The organism is Ornithinibacillus jepli (assembly GCF_047228935.1).
In the GTDB taxonomy this organism is placed as follows: Bacteria; Bacillota; Bacilli; order Bacillales; family Amphibacillaceae; genus Ornithinibacillus.
Genome location: NZ_JBFEGG010000001.1, coordinates 533018 through 548655, shown reverse-complemented (window position 1 = coordinate 548655; position 15638 = coordinate 533018). Strand labels below are relative to the sequence as shown.

20 protein-coding genes are annotated in these 15638 nt (G+C 35.1%); 5 read left to right on the top strand and 15 right to left on the bottom strand.

All coding sequences use genetic code 11. The features are described 5' to 3' along the window. Positions 1-9 precede the first annotated feature (9 nt). The 3 genes from AB1K81_RS02920 to AB1K81_RS02910 form a co-directional block, all read right to left on the bottom strand. Positions 10-450 (bottom strand): NUDIX domain-containing protein, encoded by a 441-nt coding sequence (locus tag AB1K81_RS02920; protein WP_412975153.1) that lies wholly within the window; start codon positions 448-450, stop codon positions 10-12. Between the two features lie 550 nt (positions 451-1000). After that, a complete protein-coding gene (locus tag AB1K81_RS02915; RefSeq protein WP_412975152.1) occupies positions 1001-1216 on the bottom strand; it encodes a PepSY domain-containing protein in 216 nt (71 codons plus the stop codon). Between the two features lie 357 nt (positions 1217-1573). After that, positions 1574-1714 carry a YpzI family protein gene (locus AB1K81_RS02910; RefSeq protein ID WP_064971738.1) on the bottom strand — a complete coding sequence of 47 codons (141 nt, stop codon included), beginning with the start codon at positions 1712-1714 and terminating at the stop codon, positions 1574-1576. Positions 1715-1845: 131 nt separating this feature from the next. Between AB1K81_RS02910 and AB1K81_RS02905 the strand changes: the two genes are divergently transcribed. The 3 genes from AB1K81_RS02905 to AB1K81_RS02895 are packed head-to-tail and all read left to right on the top strand — an operon-like array spanning position 1846 to position 4388. Next, positions 1846-2826 carry an ABC transporter ATP-binding protein gene (locus AB1K81_RS02905; RefSeq protein ID WP_412975151.1) on the top strand — a complete coding sequence of 327 codons (981 nt, stop codon included), beginning with the start codon at positions 1846-1848 and terminating at the stop codon, positions 2824-2826. Beyond that, a complete protein-coding gene (locus AB1K81_RS02900; protein WP_412975150.1) occupies positions 2823-3599 on the top strand; it encodes an ABC transporter permease in 777 nt (258 codons plus the stop codon). The genes AB1K81_RS02905 and AB1K81_RS02900 overlap by 4 nt, the downstream gene beginning before the upstream one ends. Beyond that, on the top strand, positions 3600-4388 hold the full coding sequence (locus AB1K81_RS02895; RefSeq protein WP_412975149.1) for an ABC transporter permease: 789 nt from the start codon (positions 3600-3602) through the stop codon (positions 4386-4388). Between the two features lie 49 nt (positions 4389-4437). Here AB1K81_RS02895 and AB1K81_RS02890 read toward each other — a convergent pair whose 3' ends face one another. The 4 genes from AB1K81_RS02890 to AB1K81_RS02875 form a co-directional block, all read right to left on the bottom strand. Then, positions 4438-5199, bottom strand: coding sequence for a MerR family transcriptional regulator (locus tag AB1K81_RS02890; protein ID WP_412975148.1), 762 nt, complete (start codon positions 5197-5199; stop codon positions 4438-4440). A 130-nt stretch (positions 5200-5329) separates the two neighbouring features. Next, entirely contained in the window at positions 5330-6595 is a 1266-nt protein-coding gene (locus tag AB1K81_RS02885) for an MFS transporter (protein ID WP_412975147.1), read from the bottom strand. A 287-nt stretch (positions 6596-6882) separates the two neighbouring features. After that, entirely contained in the window at positions 6883-7059 is a 177-nt protein-coding gene (locus AB1K81_RS02880) for a hypothetical protein (protein WP_412975146.1), read from the bottom strand. 14 nt (positions 7060-7073) lie between these two features. Continuing rightward, positions 7074-7547, bottom strand: coding sequence for a DinB family protein (locus tag AB1K81_RS02875; RefSeq protein ID WP_412975145.1), 474 nt, complete (start codon positions 7545-7547; stop codon positions 7074-7076). Positions 7548-7657: 110 nt separating this feature from the next. Here AB1K81_RS02875 and AB1K81_RS02870 point away from each other — a divergent pair, with 110 nt between their 5' ends. Beyond that, a complete protein-coding gene (locus tag AB1K81_RS02870; RefSeq protein WP_412975144.1) occupies positions 7658-7972 on the top strand; it encodes a hypothetical protein in 315 nt (104 codons plus the stop codon). Positions 7973-8002: 30 nt separating this feature from the next. Here the strand turns inward: AB1K81_RS02870 and AB1K81_RS02865 are convergent, their stop codons facing one another. Then, positions 8003-8851 carry a DegV family protein gene (locus AB1K81_RS02865; RefSeq protein WP_412975143.1) on the bottom strand — a complete coding sequence of 283 codons (849 nt, stop codon included), beginning with the start codon at positions 8849-8851 and terminating at the stop codon, positions 8003-8005. A gap of 184 nt (positions 8852-9035) precedes the next feature. On the opposite strand from AB1K81_RS02865, the gene AB1K81_RS02860 reads away from it, so the two are divergent. Continuing rightward, positions 9036-10592: an ABC-F family ATP-binding cassette domain-containing protein gene (locus AB1K81_RS02860; RefSeq protein WP_412975142.1), complete on the top strand. Its 1557-nt coding sequence runs from the start codon at positions 9036-9038 to the stop codon at positions 10590-10592. A gap of 121 nt (positions 10593-10713) precedes the next feature. On the opposite strand, the gene AB1K81_RS02855 is transcribed toward AB1K81_RS02860, so the two are convergent. The 7 genes from AB1K81_RS02855 to AB1K81_RS02825 form a co-directional block, all read right to left on the bottom strand. Next, a complete protein-coding gene (locus tag AB1K81_RS02855; protein ID WP_412975141.1) occupies positions 10714-11022 on the bottom strand; it encodes an MGMT family protein in 309 nt (102 codons plus the stop codon). 1 nt (position 11023) lies between these two features. After that, positions 11024-11572 (bottom strand): 2'-5' RNA ligase family protein, encoded by a 549-nt coding sequence (locus AB1K81_RS02850; protein WP_412975140.1) that lies wholly within the window; start codon positions 11570-11572, stop codon positions 11024-11026. A gap of 1 nt (position 11573) precedes the next feature. Continuing rightward, positions 11574-12119, bottom strand: coding sequence for a GNAT family N-acetyltransferase (locus tag AB1K81_RS02845; RefSeq protein ID WP_412975139.1), 546 nt, complete (start codon positions 12117-12119; stop codon positions 11574-11576). A gap of 19 nt (positions 12120-12138) precedes the next feature. Next, positions 12139-12750, bottom strand: coding sequence for a class I SAM-dependent methyltransferase (locus AB1K81_RS02840; protein WP_412975138.1), 612 nt, complete (start codon positions 12748-12750; stop codon positions 12139-12141). A 174-nt stretch (positions 12751-12924) separates the two neighbouring features. After that, positions 12925-13776, bottom strand: coding sequence for a DUF72 domain-containing protein (locus AB1K81_RS02835; protein WP_412975137.1), 852 nt, complete (start codon positions 13774-13776; stop codon positions 12925-12927). 350 nt (positions 13777-14126) lie between these two features. Continuing rightward, complete coding sequence (rpsN, locus tag AB1K81_RS02830) at positions 14127-14396, bottom strand: 30S ribosomal protein S14 (protein ID WP_412975136.1); 270 nt, start codon at positions 14394-14396, stop codon at positions 14127-14129. Between the two features lie 26 nt (positions 14397-14422). After that, the gene (locus AB1K81_RS02825; protein WP_412975135.1) at positions 14423-15622 is read right to left on the bottom strand and encodes a GTP-binding protein; all 1200 of its coding nucleotides are present in this window, start codon (positions 15620-15622) and stop codon (positions 14423-14425) included. Between the last annotated feature and the right edge of the window lie 16 nt (positions 15623-15638).

Genomic DNA, 15638 nt, shown 5'->3' with positions numbered 1-15638 from the left:
CCCCTAAGACTATTCTTCAAGCCCAACTACTTCTTTTACTGCCCACACTTGGTGTTTATAGAAGAAAAGTTTGTCCATTTCTGAAAGTAGAACCCATTCTAGAAAGTGGTCCTCTTCAATGGGCTCTTGCACCTTCTCAAGTATTCTAGCAGAGTAGAAATAACCATCGCTTAATATATACTCACCTTTACTTGAAATGAAATAATAATAAGCAGTTCCTATATAAGTACCCACCTTTAGTCTATATCCCGTTTCTTCAAGCATTTCCCTTTCCAAACACCGATAGGCATCCTCATTCTTTTCCATTCCACCACCAGGAAGAAAATGAAAGCCTCTTCCATTATGTACTGTTAACACGTGATCCTTAGAATCATTTAATACAATGGCATATGCACCTTTTCTCAATTGATAATCACCATTTTGAACCTTACGGCCGAAAGTCGGTTTCATTTTTTACCTCATTTCTCACTAATAACGTGAATTCGCATTATTCTTACATTATAAGTGATAGGCATTAATTCCGATAGTTTATTCCATGAAAAAAGATGTTGGGACAAAAGTATGTTAGTCAAACGAACAACCGAATATAGTTCACCTACCATACACCGGAAATATACTTGCGGTTACTTCCAGTACAAGGCGACATCCGCTCGAAAGAACCCTTGCGGTGTCTTCTTTTTCGTCAGGAAGCTAGCGAGCCAGGCTACTACTTGCGTTTACTGCTTTGCCCCGAGGAAGCTTACTACTAAGCATCACTTGCAGACTAGAGTGGCATCAATGGGGTCTCACCGATGCCTTTTCCTCCCGCACGACAAAGGTTTCGGTGGGACGAGTAACCACGGTCCCAAGGAATGCTTCGGCAGCGACACACCGAACGAAGAAGAAGTGCTTTTCTTTTTCAAGGAGTCTCCGTATATTTCCGGTTCTGGTAAGATGAATTATTCGGCTTTACATCTGTACTATTTTGTTATGTCCCAACCTCTTTGATAAAATTTATAATCTAATTATTAGAACATGAATTTGCCAGTTTTAATATTTCACCGGTAATCGCATTTAATTCAATTTTAGCTTTTCCATTACTTGTTTTTAGTGCTAATACATAGTTGCCATTCTCTACATCTAATTCCATTTCTACAACCGAGCCTTCTATGACACTCTCTGCTAGTTCAATTGCTTGTAGCTCTGAGATTTGATTTGGGAAAGTAGCTTGTTCCATCTTTTCCTCCTACCGTTTCTATCGTTTTAATTATCAAGTGTATAGATAATCGTTTATGCAAAAGAGATAGAAACTATAAACTCCAGTAACTCATATTAATTTAGTGCCTAAATCTTCCTCCGTTTATATTTTTAATATAGCCATTTATCCTTAAAGCAAAATAACAATAAGATTAAAATTCGATTAGAAATATGTTAATTATTTCTCATTGTCATCTTATTCATGGCAGAGAAAAACTATTAGTTAAAGAGTCTTTTTTTACAAAAGTTAAGCCACTTTTTTACACAAACCATAATCCATTCTTTAAATATAAGAAAGGGATATTCCTAATAATTGGAATTTCCCTTTCTTACCTTACTATTTCTTTCCATCATTTAATTCCATAGCCTCTTCTGGACTAGACATAATTGTAGAACCTTTGTAACGTAAACCGACATCACGATCAGATTCAACTCTTCTACTTTTCTTTAACTTTTTTTCTTGACGGTCTTTTCCCATCTTACCACCTCCTAGTAGTAAGATGGTTCTTTTAGTTTGTATTATTCCTTAAAAAAATCTTCCTTGACAAAACCATACAATATAATACAATCATCTTATAAGATAATTATCTAATATTAAGGGGTGGAATAATGAGTGACGTTGTCATTGAAGTATCTCGGGTAAAAAGAACCTATAAAACAGAGATTGGCTACATTAAGAAAAAAAGAAAAGAAGTAGATGCTTTAAAGGGAATATCCTTCACCGTAAAAAAGGGCGAAATATTTGGTTTACTTGGACCAAATGGTGCAGGCAAAACGACGATGATAAAGATACTTACTACGATGCTTACCCCTACTTCGGGAAAAGTTTCGGTCTTAGGGCTTAATCCAGTAACAGAGACGAAATTGCTTAGACCACACATCAATTTCATTTTGGGGGGAGAACGGAATCTTTACTGGCGATTATCCGCGTACGATAACCTAGCTTATTTTTCCGACTTATATAAAATTCCCCTTTCTGAACAAAAAGAACGGATCAATGAACTTTTAGAACTAGTTGGATTAAAAGAAGTTGCTCATCAAAGAGTAGAAACTTTCTCTAAAGGGATGAAGCAAAGACTTCAGATAGCTAGAGGATTAGTTAATAATCCGGAAATTTTATTCTTAGATGAACCTTCTATTGGCTTAGATCCTGTAAGTGCAAGAAAACTTAGGGACATCATTAGACAATTAAATAATAATGGGACAACGATATTGCTCACAACTCACTATATGTTTGAAGCAGATGAACTTTGTGACAGGATTGCTTTTATCGATAAAGGAGAAATAGTGGATATAGACAGTCCACAAAACATTAAGCAAAAAACAGATAATGTTTCGGTAATTGATTTCACTATAATCGGTGGGAACGATATGAAAATTAATCAACTTTCTAGCCTTCCTGGTGTACAGCATGTTCAGACTAAAAATGAGGATATTTTAACTTCGATTAAATTACATACAAATAACCCACAGACCGTTGTACCACTTATTTATGAAACAATGCAAGAAGTCGTTATTCAAGATTTATCTATTACAAAGCCAACCCTTGAGGATGTCTATGTCCAATTAATAGGAGGAAAAGTTTCATGATAAGAGCATTATTACAGACAATCCGAGTTCATATGGGGTTATCCATGGCTAGACCAATGTTTCAATTTATAATATGGATTTCACCACTTTTCCTTGCTACCATCGCTATATTTGTATATAGCTCAGCATCTTCAGAGGAAATTTCCCATTATGTTATTTTAGGTTCTGGATTTATGGCACTTTGGTCATCTATTGTATTTTCATCTGCAAGTGACGTGAACCGGGAGAGATTTTATGGGACATTAGAAATTATTTTTGTATCTCCTGTACCTTTTGCCGTTATATTAATTGGAAAAATTATCGGAAATACGTTTTGGGGATTCTTATCCATGATCATTTCTTTTGTTTATCTAGTTGTAATATTTGGGGTAGACATCATGATACCGAATCTTATTGTATTTATTAGTGCGATATTTTTCGTTCTATTAGCTTTAATCGTATTTTCATTTTTCCTGTCGCTCGCTTTTACTCTTTCAAGGCAAGCCGAAGCATTAATGAATTTTATTGAATATCCAATTTATTTACTATGCGGCTTTATGTTTCCGGTAGCTATTTTACCAATTTGGGTTCAACCTCTCTCCTATGCAATCCCTCCTACATGGGCAATTGAATTACTACGTAAGGTAACTATGGAGGATACTACTTTAGTTCTGATTCGAGAACCTTTAACTGGTCTAGTAGTTACCACCTTGATTTACATAGGACTTGGGGTGTTTTGCTATCGAGCAGTAGAAAAAAAAGCGAGAGTATCTGGAAAATTGGGGGTGTATTAAATGGATGGTTTATTTCGTTTTGGACGCCAATGCATCTTATCGTACCGTGCACTTTTTGGTTGGCTAGACCCGAAAGTATACATGCTTGTTATGGTCTTAAGTCCTTTGAGCCAGTTACTTTTCTTCGGGGTTTTAGTAAATCATGTGTATGATGGTGAAGGATTGGCAGGCTATATAGGGGCAAATGCATTAATTCTTTGTGTTTTAAGCTCTGTATTTGGTATCATGTCCGTTATTACATCAGATCGTAGAATGGGAACACTTCAACTTGTGATGGCATCACCAGTTAATAAGGCAGGACTTTTCCTTTCTAGGTCTTTAGCGCATGTATTAAATGGCCTTTTCACTTCTATTTTGGGCTTTACGTTTGGTTTTCTAGTCTTTCAAATCACCTTACCAGTAGAAGCATTACTACCACTATTCAGTGTTTGGGTAGTTTCTATTTTTTCTGCTTGTGGTCTTGGCTTAATAATAGGGTGTTTCTGTCTATGGACACCATCTATGCATCTAATAGCGAATCTATTAGCAAGTACCTTATTATTGTTAAGTGGCGCTAATTATCCACAATCTATCATGCCGGCTTGGCTAATTTCTCTCTCTGACTTTGTTCCATTAACTCGTGGTGTAGGGTTGACAAAACAAATTATAAATGAGGGAAATTACTCAGCTATTGTTCCTCAATTAAGTGCTGAATTACTATTAGGAATATGCTTTTTCTTCATAAGTCTTCTTTTTATCAAGTATGCAGAATATTTATCACAAGTTAAGGGGACAATGGAATTAGATTAAACGATATGTACAATGCCATGCACCAATCAATCAGGTGCATGGCATTTTTTTATTCACTACCTAAATAAATCAAAATCGAATCTCGTAAAAACTTCGTACCACCTTTAACAGCATTGTCATAATAAGCTTTAAACCGTTCATCTGCAACATACATTTCCGCTAATCCTGCATGTGCCTCTTTGGAATAACTTGGCCAAGAATACATTAACCACTTTTTATGTTTCTCTGCAAGCTCTTGGGCTTTTTCCGATGAAGGGTCCCCAGTTACATATGCTTCTTTTAGTAATTTCATTATCTCTTCACCAAGCTCAGTCATTGCTTTATAATCTTCTTCGGCCATATCTCTTAACTTAGCATTACTAGCATCAACTGTTTCATCACCATACTTTTTACGTATTTCTTTTCCATAATTCTTTTCATTAGTTTCAATTAGTTTTTCTTTAAATCCAGCAAACTTTTCATTATCTTGCATCGCTACTCCTCCTTCAATACTTGCTATGGTTTTTTCAATATTTGCCATAATCTTGTCAAGACGGGCTCTTTTTTGCTTCAGTTTCTCATAGTGGTCTTTCAGTGTTTTACTTTGATTAAAATCAGGTTGTTGGATTATTTCCATAATATCCTCTAGACTAACGTCTAACTCTCTAAAAAATAGGATTTGTTGAAGCAAATCTACTTCTTTTTGCCCATAAATTCGGTAACCAGATGAATTAATTCTTGCCGGCTTTAATAACCCAATCTGATCATAATAACGGAGCGTGCGGCCGCTTACTCCTGACATACGAGCTAATTTATTTACGGTATATTCCAATACTGATCCCCTCCTGACAATTTCATTCTAAACCTTTACGCAACGTAAAGGTCAAGAGAAAATAAAAAAAGTTTTAAAAGAAACATTGTCCTTTAAAACTTTTTTCTTCTAAAAGGTTGACTTCAATAGATTAACTTTCCGTTTTTTCCTCGAGTTCATTTTTAATGACTGGCTCACCGGCTTTTAACAATTCTTTACTACCAATTAGGAAGAAGCTTGCAAAAAATGTAATAATACCAGTCCCTATTAACAGCCACTCAATCTTAATGATATCTGCAATTGGGCCGAAAATTAACATTCCTAGTGGCATCATCGAGGTGGATATCATCCCAACGACACCAAATACCCTTCCTAAAAAGTCTGGTTCAACTCTTTCTTGTAATAAGGTAGTTGATGGTGTACTAAATAACGGCATCGTTAAACCAATAATGGCCATTAACGACAAGTAAATTGTAAAGTTTGGAATAGCTCCAAGTCCTATCGTTAAAACACCAAATAAAATACACGCTAATGTCATCGTATGTATTTTATTTTTAAATCCGCCCCATGTAGCTATGACAACTCCACCAATCATCATTCCAATAGAAAATGTTACTTCAATGGCTGTCAAGCGCCAAACATCATCTCCAAAACTACGGGCTACTTGTAATGGAGTTAAAAAAGAGGGCGCCGCGGCAAAAACAAAAAATAGTGCAAAGAAGAAGAAAAACTTTTTTAAGAAAGTATGGTTATTTATATAAATAAACCCTTTCTTTAAATCATCTAAATAACTAACTTGCTCCTCTTCCACTGCCTTTTTATGTTTTGGTATATGTAACAATACTAACATGATAAATATAGCAATGGCTGCCGTCACAACATCAATAAAAAAGATAATTTCAATGGAAGCAAGCCCGAGTAGTGCTCCACTAGCCATTGGAGCTAAAAGCATAACTAGCGCTTGAATACTACCATTTGCTCCATTTACTTTTACTAGCTTATCCTCAGGCACAAACTGCGGTATAATTGCTCCTACAGCTGGTGTTTGAATACCAGTACCTAATGCACGAACCGCAGCAATTAAAAACATAAGCCATAACGATTCATAGCCCATTAAGAATACAATGGCCAATATCAAGGTTACAAAGGCAATGGAAGCATCCGAAATAATGATTAGTTTTTTACGATCATAACGGTCTGCCCACACCCCTGCAAATGGGGAAAGGATAAAGGTAGGTATAAACCCGCACAGAATATAGACTGTCATCATCATTCCTGATTGAGTATTTAATACAACATACCACATGATTGCATACTGAACTAACGAAGAACCAAATAGTGAGATAGACTGTCCTCCAAGAAATAGTATGCTATTTCGTTTCCATTGTTCCATAATGGATGTATTCTGTTTTTCCATAAGTCACGCCCTGTTCTTATTTCTTTTAATATATAATTTATACACTAAATCCGGTAGTAAAACAATGAAAATTACGACAAATAATACTGTCCTCGAAAATACACGTTCAAGACAGTATAAAACAACTATATTGTTCCAGATTACCCTTTATTTAAAACCTAATTATATGTTCCAAAAGACTTGGCTATTATTAAACTTTCATAATAAAAGAACGCTAGACTAATTTCTAGCGTTCAAGAAGGTTACTAATTAGTACAACATACTAAAAACATTGACTAGTTATTTATTTAATTTAACATTTGTAAGTGTTGGTTACCATGAAATGCTCGAAGTACAATTCCATAGGCCGGAAATTTCGTTTGATAAATTGATATAAGAAATGCACTGTTATCATATGGTACCTCTTTAAAGAGTATACTTATTTGTCCTTTTTCACCAATTTCTAAAACTCCATAAGGTGCCAAAGGCCCTTTCCTCTTTACATCTGATCTTCTTTAGTTGGCCCCATTACACCAGGAACCTTCAAATCTGCTTGTCTTAAAAGAACAGTCATTTGACCACGGTGATGTGTTTGATGATCAATCATTGAACGTAATAATGCGCCTCTAGATAGTTGGGTTCCAAAGCTGTCAACTGTCTCTACTAACTGTTCTTCCGTTAAAGCTTCTACACCTTGTTTAATCTCTTCTGCTGATTTCTTATAAGCTTTAACGATTTCAGTTGCACTTGTTGGAACATTATTTGGTCCACCAGCTGATTCTACCTTCAATCCAATTTCACCGCCAAAAAATGCTAATGCAGTTGCTAAATGCCATCCTAACCAACCTAAAGTATTATGTCCTTCAACAATAGACTGATTTAACTTGTCATCTGATAACGCTTCAAGAACTCGAACGGTTCCCTTAACAGCTTGATCCCAATCTTGTAAAAAATCTTCTTTTTTTCGATACATATATTCCTACCCCTTTCCAATTCATACAACATCATTTTAACCAATTTTACGATTAATTACATCGGACATGCATATATATTACTAATAAAATTTTTGAAAGGGGTATAGACATGAAAACGAACCTTGCCTTAATAGGGGCAATAATCGTGATTACTATATCAATATTACTAGATTCTCCCCCACCTAGTGAAGATTCGATATATTATCAATTCCAAGAAGATGATGAGTCAGTAGACGTAGATGCAATGCAAATAGAGCGCTCCGCATCGAGTTCTTTGGAATTTATCTTAGAAGAAATGAATGAAGTCAATGGGAAAATAGTGGAAACATATCAAGAATATGAGATTCACAAAGATGCTGAAGGAAACATCATTAGCCGTATTCCAACATCTAACTATCAATATATAAAATATGAGAAGGAATAAATAAGACATAGGCAATACCTGCCTATGTCTTTATATAGTCCAAAATACAGCTATTGCTCCTTCGCCAGCATGAACTGCTAAGGACGAACTTACTTCACCAATTACAATCTCCATATCTGGAAATAATAATTTAATCTCTTCTCGCAGTGCTTCCGCTTTTTCAGGAGCATTTGCATTGGCAACCGCAATTTTAGACACAGGATGTTCCGTACAAGATTCCTTAATTAATTCTATTATTCTTCGAGTAGCTTTTTTCTCAGAACGAATACGCTCCAATACACCTAGTTCCCCAGTTTCTCCGATCGATAAAATAGGTTTAATTTTTAAGAGATTTCCTAGTACAAACTGAGCACCAGTAAGTCTTCCCCCTTTAAAAAGCTGTTCTAGTGTATCTAGAAGAATTAAATTTTTATGTTTTTTAGCCATAACAGTTAACGCTTCTACAATATCCTTATAATTCAGGTCTTTATCAACTAATTCAATACCTTTTTCAAGTAAAAATGTAATTGCAAAAGACAATGATCCAGAGTCTATAATATGAGCTTCTAATCCTACTTGCTCCAACCCTGCCTTCGAGCTTGAAATTGTTCCACTTAACTTTTCTGAAACGTGAATAGCTATAATATGGTCATATTTAAGCTTTAATTCCTCATAAAGTAGCTTAAACTGCTCAACATTCGGTTGGGAGGTTTTGGGAACTTCTTTTTCAGTACGAATAATTTCATACAATTGTTCAGACGATAATGTTATTCCATCCTCATATTCTTTCCCATTTGAAATAATTACGATTGGAACGACGTATACGTCAGGATGTGCTCTTAACTCCTCCGTTAAAAAAACTGTACTATCAGTAACAAATGCAATTTTACCCTTACTCATTATTGTTCCCACTCCATTCCACCATTTTCTTTATTAAAATAATTATACATTCAACCTGAAATTATACCAAGTATTAATATCTGGTGATAATTTTTATTTTTCATTATTTACCCCCTATCACTTTTGTAAAAATATCCTTATAATAAGAAAGAATGTACCTAGGAAGGAAAAGGTGTTACGGATTATGAGTTTACTAACAGTTAAAAATTTAAGTCACGGATTTGGTGATCGTGCCATACTAGAAAATGTGTCATTCCGTTTATTACAAGGTGAACATATCGGACTTATTGGAGCAAATGGAGAAGGTAAGTCTACGTTTATGAATATAATTACTGGGAAGCTGCAGCCAGATGCTGGAGATATTTCCTGGGCAAAGCATGTCCGTGTTGGTTATTTAGATCAACACGCTGAATTAAAACAAGGCATGTCTATACGAGATGTACTTCGAACAGCATTTCAATATTTATATGATATGGAAGAAGAGATGAATCAGCTGTTCGCTAAAATGGGGGAAGTTTCCCCTGAAGAACTAGAAAAGCTACTAGATGAAACTGGTCGGATGCAGGATGCTCTTACTAACAATGACTTCTACACGATTGATGCAAAAGTAGAAGAGGTTGCGAATGGTCTTGGCCTAAATGATTTCGGATTAGACCGAGATGTCCACGATTTGAGTGGAGGGCAGCGTACGAAAGTATTACTTGCTAAACTGCTTTTAGAAAAACCAGAAATCTTACTTCTCGATGAGCCAACAAACTATCTAGATGTGGAGCATATTGAATGGTTAAAAACGTATTTACAGAATTATGATAATGCATTTATCCTGATTTCCCATGATATTCCATTTTTAAATAGTGTTGTAAATTTAATTTATCATATGGAGAATCTTGAATTAACTAGATATCCAGGTGACTATGATGAATTCTTAAGGTTACACGAGCTAAAGAAACATCAGCAATTGGCAGCATATAAAAAACAGCAAAAAGAGATTGCACATCTAAAAGACTTCGTTGCTCGTAATAAAGCAAATGCAGCAACAGCAAGAATGGCTCAATCACGTCAGAAGAAATTAGATAAGATGGATGTTATTGAGCTTGATGCAGAAAAGCCAAAGCCAGAGTTCCATTTCAAAGAAGCTCGTACACCAAGCAAATATATATTTGAAACAACTGACCTTGTTATCGGTTATAATGAACCATTATCTCGTCCACTTAACTTAACGATGGAACGCGGGCAAAAGATTGCCCTATATGGTGCTAACGGTATTGGAAAGACTACTCTTTTAAGAAGTATTTTAGGAGAGATCAAACCTGTTTCTGGCACTGTACAACTTGGAGATAATTTGCATATTGGTTACTTTGAACAAGAAATCAAAACGACTAATACGAACACCTGTATTGAAGAAGTATGGGATGAATTTCCTCACTTTACACAATATGAGGTGCGTGCAGCACTGGCAAAATGTGGATTAACAACAAAGCACATTGAGAGTAAGGTACAAGTTTTAAGCGGTGGCGAAAAAGCTAAAGTAAGATTATGTAAATTAATCAATCGCGAAACGAATTTATTAGTACTCGATGAGCCAACAAACCACTTAGATCATGATGCAAAGGTAGAATTAAAACGAGCATTAAAAGAATATAAAGGAAGTGTTCTTCTCATTTCCCACGAACCAGAATTTTATGAAGGTGTCGTAACCGATAAATGGAACTGTGAAGATTGGACAACGAAAGTCTTTTAAGAAATAATGCGATAACAGCTAATTTGTTATCGCATTTTCATTTTTATATACATCTATAAATTTGATTGTTAGAGGACTTCTTTTGATTGGCATTAATAAATTCCATATTAAGACCTCCATGTTATTTTGGTTCCCATTGATATTTTTCTAAGTCAATGCAATCTTGTTGACCCATTTCTACTCCTTCTGCCTCAAGATTTAGAAGTTGTTCTTGATATGCAGCTTGATCCTTAATAGCAATCTTTCCTCTGGAGTTAATAACGCGATGCCATGGAAGGTGGTATTTTTTACTCATGGAGTGTAAAATACGAACAACCTGACGTGCAGCCCTAGGGCTCCCAGCGATTCTAGCAATTTGGCCATAAGTCATTACCTTTCCTTCAGGTATTTGTTTTATGATGTTAATTACTTTCTCTGTAAAAGGTGTCACATTATACCTCCAGCGAGTTATCCCCTAATGGAATATCCATAAATTTAACATACTGTTTAGACTTGATTTCTTGATATACTCGAACGAAATCCACAGTATACGTTGGAAAAGGTATTAGGTGTTCATAAGCTAATTCAGCCATTTCCTCAAGTTCTTGTTTTGAAAGACCATAGTAAACCTTCCCCAAAGTTAAATGAGCAACAAATTTTTCCTTTTCAAAGTATTGGTTAATGAGTTCTTCTGATGGTTTGATAACGTCCATTAAGTGGTGATGTAGTAAAACTAAATCTTTAGCTTGACAACTCAAATATAGAATTTCTTCCCCAAAAAAATCAGGAGTGCTCAATTCAATTTCAAAAGGAGAAAATTCTCTGCAAGTAGCTATTACTTTTGTCAACCACTTCCTATCACTCGTTAATCCACCTTGAGCCTTCAACGTAATATGTGGTTCGACGACATTCATGATAGTGTTATTTTCCCATTGCTGTTGGAAGTTTATTATTCTATTTTTATATTCGTCAGGGGGAACAATCCCGATAAAATATTGCATTTTATTCTCTCCCTTTGTAGTTAGCAAAATACTCCTCTGCTAGTATCCCCATCACAATTTCATCAGAGTAAGATTCATTATAAAGTAGCGAATCTCTTAATATGCCTTCTACTTTAAATCCTGCTTTCTCATAAGCCTTAATTGCTCGTTTATTATGGGAGTATACTTCCAATTGTAATCGGTGTAATTTCAGTTCTTCAAACGTAAAGCTAAGAGCAAGATTGACCGCTTCTGTACCATAACCTTTATTAAAATACTTCTTATCATGTAGCGCTATACGAAACGCTGCTTTTTTATTATTCTCGTCTACATCTAATATCGTAAGGTCACCAATAATCTCATCAGTCTCATTTAAACATATCGCAAAGTCATATCGAGAATTATCGGTTGAAGTACGATCTACATGCTCGTTTAATTGTTCCATCGTAAAGTTGTTCCTCGTCCCTGTCATATAGCGGATTTCTTCATCTTGAACTGCTTTATAAATACTTGTATTATCTACTTTCATTAATTGTCGTAAATAAATGGTTTTTCCTTGTTTATACATTATAATATCCCTTTCTTGATTACTTGGAAGGTTTTGCCCAAATTAAAGAAACCATTCCATTCCAATGCTGTTCCAAATGTTCCACTTCCAATTTTGACTCCTTTAAGATTTTACTTATATCTCGATTACAATGGCAACCAGCAATTTTTCTATATAAGGGATTAACTATTTTTTGTGTTACTGCCAATATGGAGTTCGCACTTAATCCATGTTCTAAAAATAGTAATCTACCATCCTTTTTACACCAATCATTATACTTATTTAACGTTTCTACTGGATAAGGATAGCTACAAAGTGTTAGCGTAGATACGATACTATCAAATGAATTCGATTCGAATATGAGAGTATCAATATCCTGGTGAATAAAATTTGCATTTAGCTGGTATTTAACTGCTAACTGTTTGGCACTTTTTATCATCTCATAACTAAAATCAACTCCAGTAACCTCTTTTACCTTTTCTGGATCATAAAATGGAAAGTTAGCTCCAACTCCTACGCCAACTTCTAACACCTTTCCAAAGGCATCTTTAACTAATTTGTCTCGCCATACAGCAACAGTTGGGTTGTAGCGATTATTTTCATACATGGCAACCTTACGATCATACTTTTTAATTAATTTTTCTTTTTTCATGTCAAGACTCCTATAAGTTATTTGTTTTATGTAATGACTTATGGTGTCTATAATATTAAAGTTATAGTATCATAACTAAGAATTTAATAGGTAATAATTAATGAAATTTTAAAATAATTCATTGTAGTATCAAAAAAAGGAGGTTAAGAGTAAGTTCTCTTAACCTCCTTATCGTTAAAATAGACCAAGTTGCTTTGGAGCTAATCCTTCATATTCTATTCCAAGAATTTGCTGAAATTCTTTTGCGTTACCAGCAGCATCTCCTCCAGAATTATTATTGAATAAAACTATGATATCCTTTGAATCCTTGGACAATTCCAAAACCCGTTCTTTCCACTCTAATAGTTCTTCCCTATTATATTTATATAAATAGCGAACTTCTCGCCAATTTGTATCCGCATTTTTAGGTTTAGTCCATCCATGAACATTACGACCATGCATTCGAATTAATGTCATACTCGAATTAGTAACGACCGGTACAATTGGAATAGACCCTTCACCTGCTTGAGGCTCATCTGCAACCGAATGAATCCAACCATTCTGTTTCATAAAAGAAATGGTACTCTCACGGAATTTTTCACAATACCAAGATTGATTTCTAAATTCCAAAGCAATTGGTAAGTCGTCCATCATTTTCTTACAATACCTTAAATAATTTACATTTTCTCGATTGCATTCAAACCATGGCGGAAATTGAAATAAAACCATTGCTAACTTATCTGCCTCTTGAAAAGGTTTTAATGAGTCTTTAAATGCTTGAAACATTATTTCTTTATTTTCAAAAGGAATCTCATTACGCTCATGACCAGTCATGCCTTGATAAGCTTTTACAACAAAGCGAAATTTTTCAGGAGTATCTTTAACCCACTTCAAAGTATTCCGTACCGGCTGTATCGCATAAAAGGAGGCATCCAATTCAACTACTGGGAAGTGACTGCTATATTCTGCTAATTTATCCCTTGGTTTAAGATCCTCTGTATAGAGAGTATCATGATCTCCCCAACCAGTTAATCCAATGTAAATCATTGCGAATCCTCCTAGTGCTTTATAATACACAGCCTGAGTTATGTCTATTTCATAGTACCATATCCTAATATGATTCTTAAACAACAACTTCTCAAATTAGTAGTCAATGCTCAAATACGAAGTGAACGACTGAAGTATAAGTAAAAAAGAAGAAAATGAGGAATACGGCCACCCGTCTTCATTTTCTTCTTTCTATAGTCACCAGGTTACTGGACAAAAACCTTGATTATTCCTTATATATTGTCTAATAAAACCTATCTATTGGACATTTACTCATTTTTCCCTATATGTTTGTCCAATAGCATTCCTATCAATTAGTATTTTTCCATTCTATCGACTTCTAATAATTCCTACCAACTTGATTTCTTCACACCTGGCACTTGGCCTTTATGCGCATATTCTCGAAAGGCAATTCTTGATAAGCCAAACTTACGCATGTACCCTCTTGGACGTCCTGTAATTGCACAACGATTTTTTAATCTTGTAGGTGATGAGTCACGCGGTAATTTTCTTAGTGCTTCATAGTCACCCTTTTCTTTTAATTCTCTTCTTATTTCAGTATATTTTTCTACCATTTTTTGTTGTTTCAATGCTTTTGCTACTTTGGACTTTTTAGCCATTACCGATTTCCTCCTTATTATCATTTTTATACTGTTTGAATAGTCCATTCGAATGGATCTGGTAACGTACTCCAATCACTCTCCATTTCAGATGGGCTTAATAAGCATTTGTCCAGTTCTTTCGTAATTGTTTCTTTATCTAATTCCAACCCAATAAATACTAATTGTGTTTTACGGTCTCCAAACTTCAAATCCCATGATTGCAACACTTCTGGATTTTCCTTGAAAATCGCATTTCTTCTAGTTTCAGGTAGTGCTGCCACCCAATATGCTAGAGGTTCTATATTAGCCGAGAGTCCTGCTTGAGAAAGTAAGACTGAATACTCATTTCTAGTTGCTAACCACATAATACCTTTAGACCTTACGATATTGTCTGGCATCGTTTCAATAAACCGTAATAATCGTTTAGAATGAAAAGGAAGTCGACGTTCATATACAAACGATCCAATGCCATATTCTTCTGTTTCAGGCACATGCTCATCTGGTCCGTTGGTCAACTCTTTCAACCATCCTGCTGATGTACTTGCTTTCTCAAAATCAAAGGAGTTCGTATGCAGGATTTCTTTCGGGTTCACTACTCCATACGAGGTTTTAATAAATTTTGCATCTGGTTGTAGCTTTCTAAGTACTCCTTCTAGCTTAATCAGGTCAGCATCATCAATTAAATCGCATTTATTGAGAATTAGTACGTCACAGAATTCAATTTGGTCGATTAGTAGATCTGAAATCTCTCTTTCATCATATTCTGAAACTGCTTCCTTTCTATCCAATAAACTTTCACCAGAGCCGAAATCATTCCAAAAACGACTTGCATCGACAATAGTTACCATCGTATCTAATTTACAATACTTGTTAAGGTCTATTCCTAATTGATCATCCATATAGGAAAAAGTCTGTGCAACTGGTATAGGCTCACTAATTCCTGTAGATTCAATTAGAATATAATCAAACCTACCAGCCTTCGCCAATTTTTCCACCTCAATTAGTAGGTCCTCGCGTAAGGTACAACAAATACATCCATTAGACATCTCTACCAACTGTTCATCTACTCTTGATAAGGTACCTTCATTCTCGACTAGCCCTACATCAATATTTATTTCACTCATGTCATTTACAATAACAGCAACCTTCATTCCCTCTTTATTGTGTAAAATATGATTTAAAACTGTTGTTTTACCTGATCCTAAGTAACCGCTTAAAACAGTAACAGGTATATTCTGTGTCATAAAATCTCTCCTTTTC

Excerpts from the sequence above, each read along its gene's own strand:
- AB1K81_RS02920 (WP_412975153.1), bottom strand. The coding sequence starts at position 450 with ATGAAACCGACTTTCGGCCGTAAGGTTCAAAATGGTGATTATCAATTG.
- AB1K81_RS02915 (WP_412975152.1), bottom strand. The coding sequence starts at position 1,216 with ATGGAACAAGCTACTTTCCCAAATCAAATCTCAGAGCTACAAGCAATT.
- AB1K81_RS02910 (WP_064971738.1), bottom strand. The coding sequence starts at position 1,714 with ATGGGAAAAGACCGTCAAGAAAAAAAGTTAAAGAAAAGTAGAAGAGTT.
- AB1K81_RS02905 (WP_412975151.1), top strand. The coding sequence starts at position 1,846 with ATGAGTGACGTTGTCATTGAAGTATCTCGGGTAAAAAGAACCTATAAA.
- AB1K81_RS02900 (WP_412975150.1), top strand. The coding sequence starts at position 2,823 with ATGATAAGAGCATTATTACAGACAATCCGAGTTCATATGGGGTTATCC.
- AB1K81_RS02895 (WP_412975149.1), top strand. The coding sequence starts at position 3,600 with ATGGATGGTTTATTTCGTTTTGGACGCCAATGCATCTTATCGTACCGT.
- AB1K81_RS02885 (WP_412975147.1), bottom strand. The coding sequence starts at position 6,595 with ATGGAAAAACAGAATACATCCATTATGGAACAATGGAAACGAAATAGC.
- AB1K81_RS02875 (WP_412975145.1), bottom strand. The coding sequence starts at position 7,547 with ATGTATCGAAAAAAAGAAGATTTTTTACAAGATTGGGATCAAGCTGTT.
- AB1K81_RS02870 (WP_412975144.1), top strand. The coding sequence starts at position 7,658 with ATGAAAACGAACCTTGCCTTAATAGGGGCAATAATCGTGATTACTATA.
- AB1K81_RS02865 (WP_412975143.1), bottom strand. The coding sequence starts at position 8,851 with ATGAGTAAGGGTAAAATTGCATTTGTTACTGATAGTACAGTTTTTTTA.
- AB1K81_RS02860 (WP_412975142.1), top strand. The coding sequence starts at position 9,036 with ATGAGTTTACTAACAGTTAAAAATTTAAGTCACGGATTTGGTGATCGT.
- AB1K81_RS02850 (WP_412975140.1), bottom strand. The coding sequence starts at position 11,572 with ATGCAATATTTTATCGGGATTGTTCCCCCTGACGAATATAAAAATAGA.
- AB1K81_RS02845 (WP_412975139.1), bottom strand. The coding sequence starts at position 12,119 with ATGTATAAACAAGGAAAAACCATTTATTTACGACAATTAATGAAAGTA.
- AB1K81_RS02840 (WP_412975138.1), bottom strand. The coding sequence starts at position 12,750 with ATGAAAAAAGAAAAATTAATTAAAAAGTATGATCGTAAGGTTGCCATG.
- AB1K81_RS02835 (WP_412975137.1), bottom strand. The coding sequence starts at position 13,776 with ATGATTTACATTGGATTAACTGGTTGGGGAGATCATGATACTCTCTAT.
- rpsN (WP_412975136.1), bottom strand. The coding sequence starts at position 14,396 with ATGGCTAAAAAGTCCAAAGTAGCAAAAGCATTGAAACAACAAAAAATG.
- AB1K81_RS02825 (WP_412975135.1), bottom strand. The coding sequence starts at position 15,622 with ATGACACAGAATATACCTGTTACTGTTTTAAGCGGTTACTTAGGATCA.